General features: G+C 38.2%; 15 protein-coding genes. All 15 read right to left on the bottom strand.

The genetic code is table 11. The annotated features are described in order from the left end of the window. Positions 1-139 precede the first annotated feature (139 nt). Entirely contained in the window at positions 140-1,138 is a 999-nt protein-coding gene (locus J7E67_RS20445) for a sugar ABC transporter substrate-binding protein (RefSeq protein WP_214732768.1), read from the bottom strand. Between the two features lie 93 nt (positions 1,139-1,231). Then, positions 1,232-2,248 (bottom strand): ABC transporter permease, encoded by a 1,017-nt coding sequence (locus tag J7E67_RS20440; RefSeq protein WP_214714061.1) that lies wholly within the window; start codon positions 2,246-2,248, stop codon positions 1,232-1,234. Positions 2,249-2,252: 4 nt separating this feature from the next. Beyond that, positions 2,253-3,761 carry a sugar ABC transporter ATP-binding protein gene (locus J7E67_RS20435; protein ID WP_214714059.1) on the bottom strand — a complete coding sequence of 503 codons (1,509 nt, stop codon included), beginning with the start codon at positions 3,759-3,761 and terminating at the stop codon, positions 2,253-2,255. A gap of 311 nt (positions 3,762-4,072) precedes the next feature. After that, on the bottom strand, positions 4,073-4,900 hold the full coding sequence (locus tag J7E67_RS20430) for a sugar phosphate isomerase/epimerase family protein (RefSeq protein WP_214714057.1): 828 nt from the start codon (positions 4,898-4,900) through the stop codon (positions 4,073-4,075). Between the two features lie 160 nt (positions 4,901-5,060). After that, complete coding sequence (locus J7E67_RS20425; RefSeq protein WP_214732767.1) at positions 5,061-6,509, bottom strand: sugar porter family MFS transporter; 1,449 nt, start codon at positions 6,507-6,509, stop codon at positions 5,061-5,063. Between the two features lie 218 nt (positions 6,510-6,727). Further along, positions 6,728-7,753, bottom strand: a complete 1,026-nt coding sequence (locus tag J7E67_RS20420; RefSeq protein WP_214732766.1) for a LacI family DNA-binding transcriptional regulator — start codon at positions 7,751-7,753, stop codon at positions 6,728-6,730. A 76-nt stretch (positions 7,754-7,829) separates the two neighbouring features. Beyond that, on the bottom strand, positions 7,830-8,852 hold the full coding sequence (locus tag J7E67_RS20415) for a Gfo/Idh/MocA family oxidoreductase (protein ID WP_214732765.1): 1,023 nt from the start codon (positions 8,850-8,852) through the stop codon (positions 7,830-7,832). Between the two features lie 514 nt (positions 8,853-9,366). Further along, entirely contained in the window at positions 9,367-10,575 is a 1,209-nt protein-coding gene (locus J7E67_RS20410; RefSeq protein ID WP_214714102.1) for an MFS transporter, read from the bottom strand. 60 nt (positions 10,576-10,635) lie between these two features. Then, a complete protein-coding gene (fba, locus tag J7E67_RS20405; RefSeq protein ID WP_251026896.1) occupies positions 10,636-11,502 on the bottom strand; it encodes a class II fructose-1,6-bisphosphate aldolase in 867 nt (288 codons plus the stop codon). 92 nt (positions 11,503-11,594) lie between these two features. Continuing rightward, the gene (iolD, locus tag J7E67_RS20400) at positions 11,595-13,505 is read right to left on the bottom strand and encodes a 3D-(3,5/4)-trihydroxycyclohexane-1,2-dione acylhydrolase (decyclizing) (protein WP_214732764.1); all 1,911 of its coding nucleotides are present in this window, start codon (positions 13,503-13,505) and stop codon (positions 11,595-11,597) included. A gap of 13 nt (positions 13,506-13,518) precedes the next feature. Beyond that, positions 13,519-14,517, bottom strand: a complete 999-nt coding sequence (iolC, locus tag J7E67_RS20395; protein WP_214732763.1) for a 5-dehydro-2-deoxygluconokinase — start codon at positions 14,515-14,517, stop codon at positions 13,519-13,521. Positions 14,518-14,535: 18 nt separating this feature from the next. Then, positions 14,536-15,354: a 5-deoxy-glucuronate isomerase gene (gene iolB, locus J7E67_RS20390; protein WP_214732762.1), complete on the bottom strand. Its 819-nt coding sequence runs from the start codon at positions 15,352-15,354 to the stop codon at positions 14,536-14,538. 96 nt (positions 15,355-15,450) lie between these two features. Beyond that, complete coding sequence (locus tag J7E67_RS20385) at positions 15,451-16,914, bottom strand: CoA-acylating methylmalonate-semialdehyde dehydrogenase (protein WP_214732772.1); 1,464 nt, start codon at positions 16,912-16,914, stop codon at positions 15,451-15,453. A gap of 216 nt (positions 16,915-17,130) precedes the next feature. Continuing rightward, complete coding sequence (locus J7E67_RS20380; RefSeq protein ID WP_214714043.1) at positions 17,131-17,520, bottom strand: tautomerase family protein; 390 nt, start codon at positions 17,518-17,520, stop codon at positions 17,131-17,133. Between the two features lie 286 nt (positions 17,521-17,806). Next, positions 17,807-18,670, bottom strand: coding sequence for a sugar phosphate isomerase/epimerase family protein (locus tag J7E67_RS20375; RefSeq protein ID WP_214732771.1), 864 nt, complete (start codon positions 18,668-18,670; stop codon positions 17,807-17,809). Positions 18,671-19,022: the final 352 nt, after the last annotated feature.

Here is a 19,022-nt window from a genome sequence, read left to right as displayed (position 1 = left end):
TTTAATAATCCTTATTCTGGTATTATTTTACCACAAAGGATTACCGGGTGATGCTATGCTATATTGGAATCTCTTTTTTAAAACGAAATTTCCCGCTTATTTTAAAACTTTCACAAACATTTTTAAATTGTATGATCCATTAATTACCTACATACTGTTTAATCTTAGAAAGTGACTCATCCACATTTTCTTTAGTAATCACATTAGCACCGGAATCAATTCGTTTGTCAACTGACTGTCCATGAATTGCTTTAACCGCTGCATCTACCGCCATATAACCAATCTTATACGGATCCTGGGCTACCTCAGCATCCAGCCCGCCTTCTTTGATCGAATTTAGTCCCTCTGATGTTCCATCGAACCCAACAACCATTACTTTGCTGTTTTTTGATTGAACAGCACGTAATGCACCTAATGCCATATCCTCGCTTGTTACGAATACCGCTTTAATTTTAGGATTTGATTGAAGAATATTTTGCATTACATTCATCGCTTTCGCTCTGTCACTATCAGCAGGTTGAATCGTCACGACATTAATACCAGCGGCTTTCAGGGCTTTTTCTGCTCCATTGGTCCGGTCATCGTGGGTTTTATCACCCAAAGCTCCACGAATGATGGCTACCTTATCTCCTTTATGAAGTTTATTGGCCATGTATTTTCCACCTTCTTGACCAGCCACTAAATTTCCTGTTCCTACGAAACTAACTTTTTCAGAATAGTTTGCATCTGTATCTGCCAAAATGACAGGAATCTTATTTCTATTGGCCTGTTGAAGAACATTAAGTACGGTAGCGGGTTGGCTAGGTGCGACAACCAAAGCATTCACATTATTGGTAATTTGATCTTGAATCAGCGTAACTTGTTTTTGTACATCCGTTTCAGCACTAGGCCCCATTACTTCTACAGTAACTCCATCTTTTTTACCCGCATCCATTGCACCACGCTGAACCAGCTTCCAATATTCACTATTTAAAGCTTTAAGAACAACAGAGACCTTTACTTCTCCATTTGAAGCAGACTTATTAGAACCAGAAGCAGTCTTGCTTGCCCCTGAAGAAGCCGAATTGCTGCATCCCCCCATTACTAATCCGGCCCCTAATACACTCATCATTAAAATCCCTCTAAGTTTTTTCATCATTTCTGCCCCCTTAAAATTTAAGTTTAAGAAATCGTATTCTCCCGAGCATTATTCTTTGATGATATTTTTTTGAATCAACTTTTTCACACAGAATTAGTTTTTCTTACTTTTGCGTTGACGAAGAACGTCAACATACACTGCCGCAATGATAACCAATCCGATTACCGCCAGTTGAGCATCTGCGGAAACGTTAAGAAGGTTAAGGCCATTTTGAAGGACAGCAATTACTAGCGCCCCGATTAATGTGCCGGAAACTGTACCAACCCCGCCGAAAAAGCTGGCGCCACCAATAATAACAGCTGCAATGGCATTTGTTTCATAGTTTAATCCTGCTAGTGGGAATGCGGAGTTAACTTGACCTACCATTACTAATCCGGCAAGTCCTGCCATTAAGCCGCTAAGTGAATAAACAATCAGAAGCACTCGGTCCACATTAATACCAGACAAGCGTGCAGCCTCCTTATTGCCTCCGATCGCATAGATATAGCGGCCTGTCTTTGACCTGGTAAGGAAAATGTGAAACAGTACATAAACAACAATGACAAGAAGAAAGCTGACTGGAATCGGACCAACAAATTGATTTCCGGCAAATTGAATGGCAACCGGGAACCCAGCAATCGGTGCGGCTGCGGTTACAATTAGAGCAATACCGCGGCCGATGAATTGTGTACCAAGTGTAGAGATAAACGGATGCGGTAAATGCAGCTTCGTTAATAACAGTCCGTTTACCCAGCCAAATAAAGAACCTACACCAAGACAAACAATGACACCAATAAATGGGTTCATATGCAGGTTAACGGTAACGATTCCCATTAACATGATCGATACGGCAAGAATAGCACCAACTGACAAGTCAATCCCTGCTGTTATGATTGCTAAAAGCATTCCAAGCGCCATTAAAGCATTGATGGCCGATTGACTGGCTATATTCATAAGGTTATTTACGGTAAGAAACTTATCTGATAGGCAGGTAAGTATGACAATCAAGATGACAAGAGCTAATAGAGGTCCCAGCTTACCAATTATTTTCTTTAAAGTGATCTTTTCTTTTGGATCTGTGTTCACCGAAAGATTCTTTTCTGATTCTGTCACTAATTGAACTTGACTCATTTTCTCATCCTCCTGTAGCCGCTTTCATTATTCGGTCTTGCGAAGCTTCTTCAATCGGCAGATCTGCCGTTAATTTCCCTTCACTCATGACTAATACCCGATCACACATGCCAAGAATTTCAGGAAGGTCCGAAGAAATCATCAATACCATGGAACCGTTTTCAACTAACTGATTCATCAAGCGATAAACTTCAACTTTTGCCCCTACGTCTATCCCTCTTGTCGGTTCATCAAAGATAAATACCTTCGCATGTGTGCATAACCACTTGGCAATAACAACCTTTTGCTGATTTCCGCCACTCAAGTTCCTGGAGTGAAGTTCAATGTTACCAGGACGAATTTTTAACTCTTTTACATACTTTTGTGCTTCCTTACGCATTTCTTTTACATCCAGCAGACCTGTACTGCCTTTAAACTTTTCCATATTCGCTATAGCAATATTAAAGTCAAGTGTCATGTCGAGTAGTAGACCTTCACTTTTGCGATCCTCTGTAATAAAAGCTATCCCTGCGTTTATGGCGTCGCGTGGAGATTTAATCTTTATTTCCTGACCGTCAATAAAGACTTTACCGCCTTTATGGTGGTCAACACCGAAAATAGATCTGGCCAATTCTGTACGGCCCGCACCTACAAGTCCAGAGATTCCAACAATTTCTCCATAATGGACTGAAAAATTAACCGGTTGGGTCGTGCCTGCTACGATTAAATCTTCAACACGAAAGCCCTCTTTTCCAAGGGTAAAGGACTGCTTTGGAAACTTTTCATCTAATGATCGTCCCACCATCAGTTCAATCCAGTAATCACTTTCTGTTGTTTTAACTGGTAAAGTTTCGATTTTAAATCCATCTCGGAGAATGGTTATCCGATCGCCAAGGTGTTTAATTTCCTCAAGGCGATGGGAAATAAAGATAATGGCGATGCCTTTTTTCTTAAGCTCTTCGACCACTTTATAGAGCTGTTCTACTTCCTGGGCGCTTAAACTGGAAGTAGGCTCATCCATAATAATTAATTTGGCATCTAACGTGATTGCTTTTGCAATTTCAACTAACTGCTGCTGTCCAATACCAAGTGTTCCCAGTTGTTTATCTGCAAGTTTCGGGCTTTGGCCAAGCATCTCCAAGCAGCGCTCAGCTTCTTTGCGCATTGCTTTATGGTTAAGCAAGGACATTTTTCCGCCGTGTTTTAATTCTCTTCCAAGAAAGATATTTTCATAGACCTTCAGTTCAGGAATGACATTTAGTTCTTGATAAATGGTAGCAATGCCTAGTTTCATGGAATCAACTGGGTTATTTAGTGTTACCGAGCTCCCTTCCCAATAGATTTCTCCTGCGTCCTTTTGATGCACGCCTGTTAAAATCTTGATTAAAGTAGATTTACCTGCACCGTTTTCCCCCAGCAGCACATGTACTTCACCCGGTCTTACGTCAAGATCGATTCCCTTTAATACATGGTTTTGAGCAAAACTTTTCTTAATTCCTTTAATTTCGAGAAGGCTCCCTCCACGTACAACCATATATTGTCTCCTTTCTGCAATTATCCATTTTGGCTTTAATAGATTGGTGGTAAAGCGCTCACCCAAACAAGAGAATGGGATTATTATATTTTAAATAAGAGACCATTTGTTTTATCTGAGTAAGCGCTTACTCTATGCTTATATTGTAACCTACTCCTATTGGGGATTTCAATTCTTATTTTTCCAAATTAACAAAAAATTTATTGTATTTTTGGTATATAGTGATAAAGTTAGTGTTATTTTGCTTAAATATTGATACATACTCTTATTATATTTTGGGATATAGTGGTCATCTTATAGTGATGTAATGATTATATTTCTACCTTCGAAGTATCCCATACCTTTAGTTTTTCTAATGAAGTTTTATAATAATCGGTTAGAACCTGAAGATAATCTGGTCCTTTAACTGCTGTAAACGGATTTGGGCCTTCTGCAGTCATCTCCATAATGATCGGCCCAGTATAATTAATTTCATGTAATGCTTCAACTTGACCTTTTATATTAGAATGGCCATTTCCAACAGCTTGACGATTAGAATCAGCTACATGATAAACTCCCAACTTACTTCCTGCTTTTCTTAATGCATCAATAGGGTCTGCTTCCTCAATATTCATATGATAAGCATCTAAAAGAATAGATAAATTCGGACTATTGACAGAATCAAGTAGTTTCAGGGCCTCTTGATTTGTAATAATTTGATGGTTCTCATAGCGATTTAACACTTCGAACACTACTTCGATATTTAAAGCTTCGGCTTTCTTCATCACTACCCTGGAACTTTCTACAAGAAGCACCCAATCCTTCGCGAGATCTCCACTCCCGGTTATTTTTCCCACATCGCCATGTAAACAAATTCGTTTTGCACCTATATCGCTTGCCCAATCCAATAGATTTAAAAAGTAGCCCACTGCCTCTAGTCTTATATCTTCATTTTCACAGGAAATATCCACATTATCAGGTGTAACAGATAAGACTTTTAACCCGTATCTAGACAAGATATTTGCAAGTTCCCCTGGATCTTGCGTAAGATCTCCTTGAACTTCTACTCCATCTACACCAATATCCTTAGCTAATTTACACTTTTCTTCTACAGAAATATCACCAAAAGTCCATAAACATAAACCATATTCTCTACTCATACTACTTCCTCCTCGTTACTAATTTTATTTAATGTTTCTTTTATAGAGTCTAGTACTCTACCATATTTCAGAGTGGATTGAATTTTCAGATTATTATTTATATATGATTCTAGTACTTGATAATACAAAACGCCCGGATACTCACATTTACAAACGGTCTTTAACCTATTTTACTAACCTTACTCTGATTTACATCATATTTATCTCTAAACTCATCCTCTATTTGTTCCAATGTCAGCCCTCTTGTCTCTGGCAAGTTTTTCGCAACAAATAATATCCCAATAAATCCAAACACAGCAAATAAGAAAAAGGTTCCTGATAGTCCGAGTATTCTTAAAAGAGTAGGGAACAATAGTCCTACTAGAAAATTGCAAATCCATTGGGAGCATGTAGCGATCCCCATACTAAGACCACGTAGGCGAACAGGGGCAATTTCAGCTATTACGAGCCATCCTAAAGGTCCAATAAACCCTTGAAAAAAGGCTAAGTATGTTACTGTCAATGTTAATACGATAAATGGTAAAATCGGTGAATCAGTTAGCGCAATATTAGTAATCCCAATCGCTATTAAAACCACTGTAACACCAGTAAAACCTATAAGCAGCATCGTCCGTCTATTCACTTTGTTAAGGAGGGACATACCAACGATAACAGCAATAACGGCAATTAAACCATTTGCTACGTTTGCAATCAAAGCTGTCTTGGTTCCAAAACCAGCATTTTCAAGAATTTGAGTTCCATAATACATAATAGAATTTATTCCCACTAACTGAGCTACTGACCCAACGACAACCCCTATTCCTACCATATATCGAACCCAAGGTACCCTTAAATCTTTTAGTGATGCTTTTTCTACTTTTTGCGATTCTTGAATATGTGTTTTTATTTCATTTAATTCTTGTTGTGCAATACTCTCATTACGAATCATTTGCAGTACCTTTAATGCTTCAGCCATTTTTCCTTTTGAGGCTAACCATCGAGGACTTTCTGGTAGAACAGCCACTCCAAACCATAATGCCACTGCCGGTAAAGTTGCAACAACTAACATATAACGCCAAACATGTCCTGTATCTCCAAAGGCATTTCCAATAATGGCGTTAAAAACATAAGCTAGAAATTGCCCAGTAACAATCATTAATTCATTTCGCGTAACCATCCTGCCCCGATGTTCCGACGGAGACATTTCCGAAAGATAGGATGGTATGATTACCGAAGAACCGCCGACAGCAAGGCCTAGAATGAAGCGGAAAATAATCATTACTGTTGCATTGGGTGCAGTAACGCAGCCCATTGTTGCAAATAAAAAGATAATAGCGAGATACAGTATTAGACTTCTGCGCCCTTTTCGATCTGATAACTGTCCTCCCACTATTGAACCAAAAGCAGCTCCTAACGTTAGAGAACTTGCTACAAGCCCTTCTGTAAGAGGGGTAAGATTTAATTGTTCGGGCTTTGCCATAAATGGGAGTGAACCATTCATAACACCAGTATCATATCCGAATAATAGCCCCCCAAATGTTGATACAGTGGTAATTAATTTCAAAAACTTTTTTGGGTTCTTTTTCGTAAAATGATCCAATTGCACACTCTTATTTGAAATATTCTCCATATAGAAATTCCCCTTATATATATAAGTGATTAACTCTTGGGCAAAACAACTGTAAAATTAATCTAAGAAACAATAATCCTAAAGTAAAACTTCCATTGGTTTTCAAACTGTGCAGCGCTTACAAATTTCTTTTAAGGCATCTCCCTTTTCTATGTAAAATGGAATGAAATCCTGTTCTGATGTGAAACTAACATAATGCCTGGAAAATGGAGAAGATCTTATCTTTCATTCATAGAAATTGGAGCCGTTGAATCACGAACAATCAAGAGAGGAGACATAACTACCCGTTGCATCACTTTATTAGATTGTTCTTTCTTATTGGTAATTTCATCAACAAGCAACTCTACTGCTTTTGCTCCCATTTCTTCTATAGGTTGAGCGATAGTCGTTAATGGCGGGTCACTAAGTTTTGCCAAAATACTATTATCAAATCCTACAATAGATAACTCATTAGGGATTTGTATCTTTAGAGTTCTTGCTGCACGGAAAACACCAAAAGCAAGTAACTCTGTCGAAACAAAAATGGCTGTAGGCCTGTTTTCTTGATTTTCCAATAAATTTAAGCACACTTGTCCACTCTCATCCAAATCTAAAGAACTATATAGGATGGTTAACTCTTCAGAAGATAGACCAGAAGCTTTTAATCCTTCTTTAAATCCCTTTACTCGGTTTTTTATGGAAGGGATATTGATGTTTTCTACGATCATGGCTATTTTTCGATGACCTAACTGTGCTAAATGAGTACCAGCTTCATACCCACCCTGAAAATCGTCTACCATTACTATATGAATGGGTAAATTAGGAACATCACGAGAAAGCATCACAACTGGAATATCACTCTCAATTAATTGTTGAAAAGCGCGCCTATTTTTTAAACCAGTTGCAATGATCATTCCATCAACATATTTTTGTTTCAACATGGAAATATATTCATCTTCTTTGGTACTGTCATTATCAGTACTACATATAATGACATTAAACCCTTTTTTACGACCGTTGTCCTCAATTGCTCTTGTCACTTCAGCCATAAATGGATTAGAAATATCAGGAATCAACAAACCAATTGTTTTCATTGCCTTTTTAACGGAAGAAGCAATACTTGGCTGAAACTGTAATTCATCAATTACTTCCCAAATTCGTTTCTTTGTCTTTTCACTGATACTTCCATTTCCGTTTAATACTTTCGATACAGTAGATATAGAAACATTTGCTTTTTTTGCAACATCATATATAGTTGGCTTCAATGCTAATCTCCCTTTCCCCAATTTCTATTTTTCATTATAAACAAAGTTATTAGGAAAAAGGGCAATTTTTATCCATTCAAACCGTAATTAAAACATCATTTTCTACTTTAACCGGCTTTTTCTCCTTATACGACTCTATACATGCAAGAGCGATTAACAATGCAGAACGGGCATCCTCTCCGGTAATGGAAGTCGGTTTATTGTTCTTTACTGAATCAACAAAATCTTTTAATTCATCTACATAAGCATCAAAGAGCAAGTCCTGATCGTAGCGCAAAGTATTATAACTCGCTCCCTCTTTTGTATACCTAGTCATACTTGATTCGCGAATGCTTCCCATCTGTAACATCCCTTCAGAACCAAAGACTTCCCCACGGACATCATACCCATACACTGCTTGGAAGTTTGCTTCTGCAACAGCAATAGCGCCATTATCAAATCTAACGCTTACAACTGCTGTATCGAGTAAACCTTTATCCTTAAATTCTGGTGCTACCAAAGCATCTGCCATAACAAATACTTCAACTGGTTTAGCATTTGGATTTAGGTATAAAAGTGTATCAAAATCATGAATAAGTGTTTCCAGAAAAATAGTCCACTCAGGTTTATTTGGATTACCTAATGCTGGATCTCTTGTTAAAGAGCGTAATAATTGTGGTGTACCAATTTTTCCAGCAACGATTTCTTCATGCGCGCCTTTGAAGCCTTTTGAAAAGCGACGGTTAAATCCAACTTGTAATGGCACTTTCATCTCCTTAACAACTTGAAGAACTTCATCCGCTTCTTCCAGTGTTATCGCCATTGGCTTTTCACAAAAAACAGCTTTTCCGTTTTTCGCAGCAGCAATAACATTACTTGCATGTGTTCTTGCTGGTGAAGCGATAATAACTGCATCTACATTTGGGTCCTGCATCATTTCAAGTGGATCTGTATACGTTTTTATATTTAATCCTAATTCATTTGCAAATTTTTCTGCAGCACCGGGAAATGGATCTGCTACTGCATATAAAGTAGCATCTGGTATTCGTTTTGCTATACTTTCTCCGTGAAAGGCCCCCATTCTGCCAGCACCTAATAACCCAACCTTTAATTGACTCATTTCATCACACCTCATCATTTTAAGAAATACTTTTTTCTAATTATTATTAAAAAAACTCACTTAGAAAAAACATTTAGGAAAGTTCTTTCCTATATTTTTATTGTAATCACTTACATTAAAATCGTCAATTACTTTTATTTCATTTTTATGAAAATTTTTTAAATTCAATTTGGGATTGATAGCTTACTGGACGCTTAAAGAAAAAAGGCTATTCTTAAGCATTTTTCATACAATACTGGTCTTCTCTTTTAAAAGTTTCGATTACTTTTATACTTCGAAACATCATATGCTTTACCTGGAATGACGAGAAAGAAATTAAACAATACCGGATTTAAGGTGTTTCTTTCAGAATATATCTTTTTTTGAGAACTCACTTTAGGAAAGTCCTTTCCTAACTATACACACTGCTCTCCTTTCTTGCTATGGTGGTTATAAAAAAAGATACAAAGTTTTTTAACTTTGTATCTTTTATCAAAATTTTAGGAATTTGTTGTAAAGGACACATCGACAATTACTAGGCACCAGCCTTACTTTTTTTGATAGATTTTTCTTTTTCCAATTCAGCATGATCTTTCCCCCAAATGATGATGAGGAACGTAGCCATTAGTCCCAGTACCCCGACAAAATAAAATCCTGCTTTAATTCCCAATAGTGAATTAAATATTCCTGCACAAAATGGCCCTACAAAGATGCCTATTGCATAAATAGCCTGGTAGGCACCCATCGCCGTCGCTCTTTTTTCGGGTGTAATTTTTTCAATGGCCAATCCTAACAGCAACGGGAAAATTAAGCCCAATGAAAATCCGCTAAAAATCTGAACGGCCAAAAATAACTCTTTACTCTGAACGAACGGAATCAGTAACGTGAAAACGGACGCAAAGAAAAAGGCCGTTTTTAGGGCATTCCATTCACCCAAAAGCGGAACAAGTACTCTCCCCATAAAAGGAGTCGCAATGGCATGAGGGATCATAAACGCAAACACGATGAAAGTGAGCTCTCTTGCATGAAAGCCAATATGGAGGGCATAGTTGGATGTAAATCCAAACATCGTTGAAAAAATAATACTATGTGCCAAAATCGATAATAGGGCCACCTTCAACAATGATGGTTCTTTTATAACAGTCGCTAATTCCTTCACCTTTAGCGGTTCCCTCTCTATTCCTTCTTTTGATTCAAAAATAAAAAGGGATAGGATCACACCGAGGATGCTGAAAGCTCCAGCTATCCAAAATGGAGCTTTCCAGCCCCATTCACTTACGATTGAACCACTGAAACTCATCCCTAAAAACTGGGCAAGAACGACAATAAATGAAATACTCCCCATTGCCCGATGTACTTCATGATCAGCAAAATAACTGGGATATAACACTGTAAATGCGACCCACGTAGCCGCTGAAATTCCTGCAAGTGCGCGGGCTGCGAGAATCCAACCTAAACTATCTGTTAGTAAAAAAATCACACAACTTAACATGCTGGCCAACATGCCAAAAATGATAAATGGTTTCCTAGCTTTCTTTACATCAGAAAATATCCCAATCGGAAGTCTGCATAAAAGCTGCATTATCCCGTAGCTGCTCAATACCATCCCAATAAATGTATACTTTCCCCCCAATGATTCCATATAAGGTGAAAAAACAGGAACATAGAGAAATTGCGGAAACCACAATAAAAAAGAAACAACAATAAACAGATATTTATTTCTATTCGTTCGTAATGTACTCAGGCATACCACTTCCATTTTATTGATTTAAGAAAAAACCGGGCAAATTTCGCCCGGTTGATTTTATGCTTTATAGCTTGATTTAAATTCTCTAATCTTCGCTTTTACCGTTTCTTTAACAGCTTCCTTACCTGGTGTAAGAATGGTCCGGGCATCATACACTTCCTTATCGTTCTCGAGCACATTTCGAACAGCCTTTGCCCATGCTTGCAAGCATTCTGTATTCACATTAATTTTGGCATGACCTAATTCAATCGCCTTATGAATTTGGTGTAATGGGATCCCTGAACCACCATGTAGGACAAGCGGCACATTGGTTAATTCTGAAATTTCCTTCATTTCGGCAAACCCTAATTTTGGTTCTCCTTGGTAGGGGCCATGTACAGAGCCAAGGGCCGCTGCCAGTGCATCGATGTTTGTTTCTTGGACAAGCCGTAAACATTCCTGTGGATCGGCGTAATTAATGCCACCGATAAGACCATCCTCGTTACCGCCCACGGTTCCAACCTCAGCTTCGACTGTCACACCGTGATGCCGGGCATAGTCAGTCACTTGCTTTGTCATGGCAATGTTTTCTTCAATGGAATAGTGCGAACCGTCAATCATAACGGAGGTATATCCAGCGTCAATGGCCTCCTTACATCTTTCCACACTTTTTCCATGATCAAGATGAAGCGCAACCGGTACTGTAATCTTCTTTTCCTCTACAATTCTATTTACCATCGCAGCTATCGTCTTAAATCCGCCCAAATAATCTACTAGTCTATCGGATGAGGCCACAATTATAGGAGACCGCTCCTCTTCAGCCGCTTCTAGCATCGCTTCTGCCCATTGAAAGCTGTTGATATTAAATTGTCCTACCGCATACTTTTCTTTTTTCGCTTTATCAAGCATTTCTTTCATCGGAACTAACCTTGTTGTTGCGATCATTTCCATCCCACCTCTCTTGTCTGAATTTTCAAACTAATTAAGGCGGATCAAATTCAAGTGAATTTGATCCAACCTCAAATGGATTTTTAGATTTAGTATTGTTTTGCCGTTTCTAATTTTTGTTGTCTTAACTCATATGCCTTTTGGATGCTTTCTTTATTCGATACCTCTGCAACACCGACATTCCACCAGCTATCATAGCCATCAGTCATTGTTTTTGGAAGGACTTTAATATCGATTAGTGTAGAGACTTCTTGCTTCTTGGCATCTTCTAAGGCTGCTTTCAATTCTTCGACTGTATTGACGCGGTAGGTCTTTGCACCATATCCCTCAGCCACTTTTGCATAGTCAATATTGAGGATTTTATTATCATGGGTTCTAAATTCACAGAAATAACTGCCGCCGCCATGATCCATTTGTAAATTGTTGATACATCCAAATCCTGAATTATCAAAGAGGACAACATTGATTTTTTGTCCGTATTGAATAGACGTAATTAATTCAGAATGCAGCAATAGGAAGCTGCCATCACCTACAAGGGAATATACCTCTTTCGTTGGCTCCGCTAATTTTACCCCTAATGCACCCGATACTTCATACCCCATACAAGAGTAGCCGTACTCGACATTGTAAGTATTTGGTTCAGTCGTATTCCATATACGCTGTACATCTCCTGGAAGGGACCCAGCTGCAGTGATGATCACGCTGTCAGGTGAAATGGTGTCATTCACGGCTAGTAAGGCCGTCGTCTGAGCAAGCTCTGTGTTAAGTGCGTCCGCATATTCATTCAATACTTCTTGAGAAAAATGATTTTTAACTTCCGGAAGGAAATTCTCACGCTTGAATGTTACTTGACTCAAACGGTCACGTTCAGCATTCCATTCTTCTTTTAATTCAGCAATTTCACTGCCAAAATCACTTTCATATCCTTCTAATAATGGTGCCAATTGCTCTAATGTTATTTTTGCATCCGCTACGACTTGGAAGGCATCCATTTTATAAGCCTGCAGACGGCTGACATTGATATTTAAGAACTTGGTTTGATCAAAGTCAAATGCAGTTTTTGAAGAAGTGGCAAAATCTGTATATCTTGTTCCAATCCCAATAAATAAATCAGCTTGACGCGCCGCTTTATTGGCTGCCAGTGTACCAGTGATCCCCATTCCACCTAGATTATTTTTGAAATCGGATTCTATTGTTGCTTTACCGGCTTGTGTTTCTACTAATGGGATATTATGTTTTTCCGAAAGCGAGACCAAAATATCACGTGCTTGGGAGTATTTTGCTCCACCGCCAACTAAAATCACCGGTTTTTTGCTTGCACGGATCCGTTCAGCAGCTCCCTTAAGTTCTCGCTCAACCGGCGCTTTACGATCGACATAATGGACGCGTTTTTCAAAGAATTTTTCATCATAGTCATACGCTTCCCCTTCTACATCCTGCGCAATACAAATCGTTGCCGGGCCTGCTTTTCCTGGGTCGGTCATTACTTCAAAGGCACGAAGCAAACTTGGCATTAACTGTTCAGGGCGTGTAATCCGATCCCAATACCTGGAGACCGGTTTTAATGCATCATTTGTCGTTACAGCTAAGCTATATTCTTGTTCTACTTGTTGTAAAACTGGATCAGGCTGTCTGGATGCAAAGGTATCACCCGGGATAAACAATACAGGGATGTTATTGGCCAAGGCTGTCCCAGCCGCTGCGGCCAAGTTGGCTGAACCTGGTCCAACAGACGTCGTTACGGCATAGATTTTTTGACGAAGCATTTGTTTACTGTATGCGATTGCTGCATGTGCCATCCCTTGTTCGTTTTTCCCTTGAATCACCTTTAAATGGCCTGAGTATTGCTCAAGTGCCTGCCCGATTCCTAAAACATTTCCATGTCCAAATACATTAAAGATCCCTTCAACAAATGGAAATTCATTTCCATCAACATGGATATATTGTTGATTTAAAAATTTAATTAATGCCTGCGCTGTTGTTAATCTAATTTTTTCCATGGCTATTCTCACCTCAAACTGTTTGTTCAGCTTTTTCAGATCTTTCCGCAATTAATTGTTCAATTTCGACAACGGTTGGCATCGCTTCTGAAGAACTGTGTTTACTTACCACAATGGCTGCAGAGGCACTGCCATATTTAAGAGCGGTCTCAATATCCTTGCCTGTGATTAAAGCGTATAAGAATGCAGATGCGTAAGAGTCGCCCGCACCAAACGTTTTTAATACTTTTGTTAGATAAGCCTGGCCTCTGAATGTTTCTCCTGATTTTGAATACGCATAAGACCCCTCTACCCCGTGCTTAATCACAACTAGTTCTGGGGAGTATTTAAACAAATGGTTAACAGTCGCTGCGTTGCTGCCTTCTGCCACGTTTTCCATCACATCGAACTCATCACGTGTACCTACTACAACATCTGCCTGCTCCGCCACTAATGAATAATAAACAGATGTTTCTGCAGGTGATACCCATGTATATCCACGATAGTCCAATTCAAAAACAACTTTAACGTCGTGTTTCTTTGCTAGATGAATGGCTTTTAATACGGCTTCACGGGAAGGGCTTTTAGCTAACGCTGTACCTGAAACGAGAAGAACTTTTGCTTTTTTAATATAGTCTTCATCTACCTCAGATGGCTGTAAATAAAGGTCAGCTACTTCATCACGGTACATTAAGATACTGCACTCTTCCGGACTTTTAATCTCTGTAAAGGCTAAACCTGTCTTATGGCCTTCTTGATCAACGACCATGTTGGATGTATCGACGCCAACACCACGCATATACTGCTCAATAAAACGTCCATGCTGGTCATTAGCAAGCTTGCCGATAAATCCTGTTTTTAGTCCAAGCTTTGATGATCCAATCGCAATATTTGCTGGTGAACCGCCTACATATTTTTTAAATGTCATTGTTTCTTCCATTGGACGGTTGTATTCCACCGCGTTTAAATCCATGCATGCACGGCCAATGGCAATAAGGTCAAATTCTCTATCAGAATGAAATTGAACGTTCATTTTTTCATAACATCTCCTTTATTTACGGTTTAGGATCCATTCGTGTGCTGGCTCATTGTGAAATTTCCAAATGCGTGTTGGTCCTGCCATTACATTTAGGTAATAGGATTCATAACCATCAGGAACCCCAACTGGATGGTATCCGGCAGGTACTAACACGACGTCGCCATTCTCTACTGCCATTGTTTCATCAAGAGAACGGTCATCTGTGTATACACGTTGGAAGACAAATCCTTGACGAGGGTTCATTTCATGATAGTAGCTTTCTTCTAAAAAAGACTCATTCGGCAAGTTATCTTGATCATGCTTATGGGGAGGATAGCTTGACCAGTTTCCGCTTTCTGTGAATACTTCTACCACTAGTAAACTATTTGCGGAAGGGTCTGAATCTGGTAAGATATTATGAACTAAACGCTTATTGCTATATTTCCCTCTATTTTCAATTCCATTATCTTCCGCTTTAATTAACATAGTAGGCAATTGATTAAAAGATGGGGAGTAACAAAGAGCAACCCGAGCTTGACTCACAGCCTCCACCTCAAAAGAACGATCATTCGATACATAAACACTATCTGTTGGTTTCTTTTCAAATACGCTTTCTCTAGTACCTATATTTTTAAATGCTTGTTCATGATCGGTAACATTGATTTTCCCTGTTAGTGCGACAATGCAGCATTCTACTTTAGCTAGTTCTTCTGTATATGTACTACCTGGAGTAAGGTCGATTACTTTAAACCCCACATATTCTAATGAAGAATTTTCACTTGTTACTTCATGAACGATGGTTACACCTGGTGACGTTTCTTTAAGATTTGGTTTTCGGAGCAATTTACTCACTTTGTAGTTTCCCCCTATTTCTGTGAATTCTAGTAATGGCTATTATCCTAGCAATCATTAGCAGGATAATAGCCGAATGTTACAGTTGCTGGTAACTTATTCAAATGATGGGGCTTTATAATTAGCTGTAACTACTTTTTTACGTGTATAAAAGTCTACACCGTCTTTCCCGTTTGCAGGTAATGTTCCGTAGAAGGAAGATTTCCATCCAGAGAATGCGAAGAATGCCATTGGAGCTGGAACACCTAAGTTAATTCCAAGCATACCTGCATCGATATTTTCACGGAAGTAACGAATGGCCGAAGCGTTTGATGTATAGAGACATGCACCATTTGCAAATTCTGATTGATTGGCTGTTTCCACAGCTTCTTTTAAGTTTTTAACACGAACGATGGATAGGACTGGAGCAAAAATTTCATCTTTCCAGATGGCCATATCGGTTGTTACATCATCAAAAATAGTTGGTCCTACAAAAAATCCTTCTTCTGGTGTATTTTCCCGGCCATCACATACTAATTTTGCCCCTTCTTCAATACCCTTTTGGATATAACCTAATGTCCGCAGTTGATTTTGTTCACGTATAACCGGACCTAAGAATACGCCTTCATCCAAGCCGTGACCGATTTTTACTTCTTTTGCATTTTCTAGTAATCTATCAAGAAAAGCATCCGCAATTCCTTCTTCTACTGTTACAACCGAACAAGCCATGCAGCGTTCACCAGCCGAACCAAAGGCAGAAGCAATAACATTTGTTGTAGCAAGTTCTAAATCAGCATCATTTAAAACGACTGAATGGTTTTTAGCACCTGTTAAGGCTTGAACACGTTTTAGATTTTGACTTCCGCGTTTGTATACATATTCTCCGACAGGCTTTGAACCAACGAAGGAAATAGCTTTCACTTCTGGGTGGTCTAAAAGTCCATTTACAACATCATGTGCACCGTGAACAATGTTGAAGACTCCTTTAGGAAGACCAGCTTCTTCTAATAGTTGAGCAAGTTTTTGAGCTAATAATGGTGTTCTTTCAGATGGTTTAAGAACGAATGTATTACCAACAGCAATGGCCATTGGGAACATCCAGCATGGTACCATCATCGGGAAGTTAAATGGCGTAATTCCGCCAACAACACCAATTGGATAACGATAATTAGTGATTTCTACATCTGTTGCAATTGTAGTAAGTGAGTCTCCCATCATTAGTGTAGGGGCACCTGCAGCAAATTCCACATTTTCAATTCCGCGTCCTACTTCACCTAATGCTTCAGATAGATTTTTACCATTTTCAATCGTGATAATACGAGCTAATTCTTCTTTATTTTTTTGTAAAAGTTGGTGGAAATCAAATAAGACTCTCGCCCGCTTTTGCACAGGTACGTTTTTCCACTTTTCAAATGCATTTGCTGCCACTTCTACAGCATAATCAACTTCTTCTTTTGTTGAAAGAGGAACCTGGGCAATAATTTCTTTTTTAGCAGGATCGTAGACATCCTCAAATTGCGTTGTTTTACTTTCGACCCATTCACCATTGATATAATTTTTTAGTTTTTCTACTTTCACCATTACATTAGTCATATTTGTGCTTCCTCCTTAAGAATAAAATCATTGTAGTTTTTGAGTACTTTAGAATGTAAGATCCTCTATCAGACTGATAAAACTGGTAAATTACATTCAACTATTTGTGATATATTGGTTATCTTTTGGTTATTTTTGATTTCATCTTAATACTAAAAACGCTTTCAGTCAACTGTTTTTTTAAGATTATTTTGGAAGTTTTGATTATAGTTTACCCGTTAAAAACTGAGCTTCGCCGAAACCAAAGCTCCAGTCAGCTGCCCCATTCGTAACAATGGAGACCATAATATCATTTGGTTCAGTTCCACAATTCTCTGCTAACCCTTGTGCTAATAGTTTATAAAAGGTTTTCTTTTGCTGATCACTTCTTTGTGTACTTGTTATAGTGACAACAATTACATTTCGGCTTCTTTCAAACCCTAACCCAGTGTCTTCAATGATTAGTTCATTTGCTCGATGCTGATGGACGATTTGGTAACGATCTCTTTCAGGGACGCCAAAAGCCTTTACCACAGCCCGGTGAGAAACATCTAGTAATTGTTTCAACTCTTTTTCATCTCGACCCTCTATTAAATCAAATCTAATTAACGGCATTTGATCCCCTCCAATTGGTTTATCAATACCAACCTTTTATTAACTATTGGGTATATGTTGGTTATGTAATGATTATATCATATTATTAATTTGGGATTCAATCAATAATTTCATCTTACTTTAAATAATTGGAATACCTTGGAGCCCAATGACACACAGATTTATAATAATAAGGCTGAAATCAAAAAAGCCTTTCCTCATAATCACTGAGAAAAGGCTTTTTATTTATGAATTTTTTTAATTAAAATCGGAATTTCAATCAAATTCTAAATGATGTAGAGCGCGTCTAAATATATAATCCCTCTTTAATGGATTTCAAAGTTAGTTCATTGGACCACTCTGATCTATCAGGATAGGCGAATACTGAATTGGTTACAATTCCATCAAATCTCATTTCTCTTAATTTCCGATATAATGCTTCAAAGTTTACTTCCCCTTCACCAGGATTCAAATGCTGATGGATGGTTACGTTCGCATTAGGCGGATTAATAATATATCGTAATCCAAAGGCTGCTTTATGATTAAGAGTATCAGCAATTAAAACATGTGCAAGTAAATCCCCTGCTTCCTCTAAGTGTTTCGCTACATCGCCGATCCCATCATCATAAAAGAAAGCATGTGCTACAGAATATACTAATTTAATCCAATCTTTATCAAACGCACGAATCATTCGGATTGCTTCTGTGTTCAACTCAATAAAATCATTTGGATGGGATTGTAGATTTAATTTAATGCCTTCTTTTTCAAAAATTGGCATTAGCTCTTCCATTGATCTTACAAATGCAGCTTCACTTTCTAGTGGGCGACTTTTGTCTCCGCTAAATTCACTGTTCATTAAATCTACTCCTAAATCAGAGGTAATTTCAATACAGCGTTTCCAATTTCTAACGGCAGCTTGGCGTTCCTGTTCATTTGGCGAAGACCATTGTTGAACAGGAAGGACGGAAGAGATTCGAACACCCGCATCTGAACAATATCTTTTTAAATCTTTTATCAACTGCCTATCAACCTTTGGATATTCATAAAACCAAATAAAATCTTTACGTGGAGATAACTCTACCCATTCATATCCTAATCTAGCAACTGCATCGATAGTCTCTTTTAAACTAGTATTGTCACGATAATGTGACGGATCGTAAGCTAAACGCATACTAATTTCCCCTTTCGTTATTGGCAAAGAATATGCCCCAATTTGTTTTATAATTCAATCCAAAAGTAAATACCTCTTTAATACGATTTGCATGAAATCCACTACCCCATTTCTTATAAATTTTTTGGAGTAATACAAACCCTGCAATCCAAAGCGCTTTCATTATTAAAGTGCATCAGAAATTCAAAACGTTATAAAGTTTTGGTTAACTCTTGGTAATTTATAAGTACATATTAATACTAATAGTACCAATAATGCAATCTTTTTTTCTTTTTTTTATAAAAAATGAGAACTAAAAAACCCTTTTTTACGGGGACTGGTCCATAAAAAAGGGAATTTTAACAAGATTACG

This window comes from Bacillus sp. ISL-46 (genome assembly GCF_018613205.1).
Note: the sequence above shows the minus strand (reverse complement) of the source record. Positions and strands in the feature narration are given on the sequence as shown.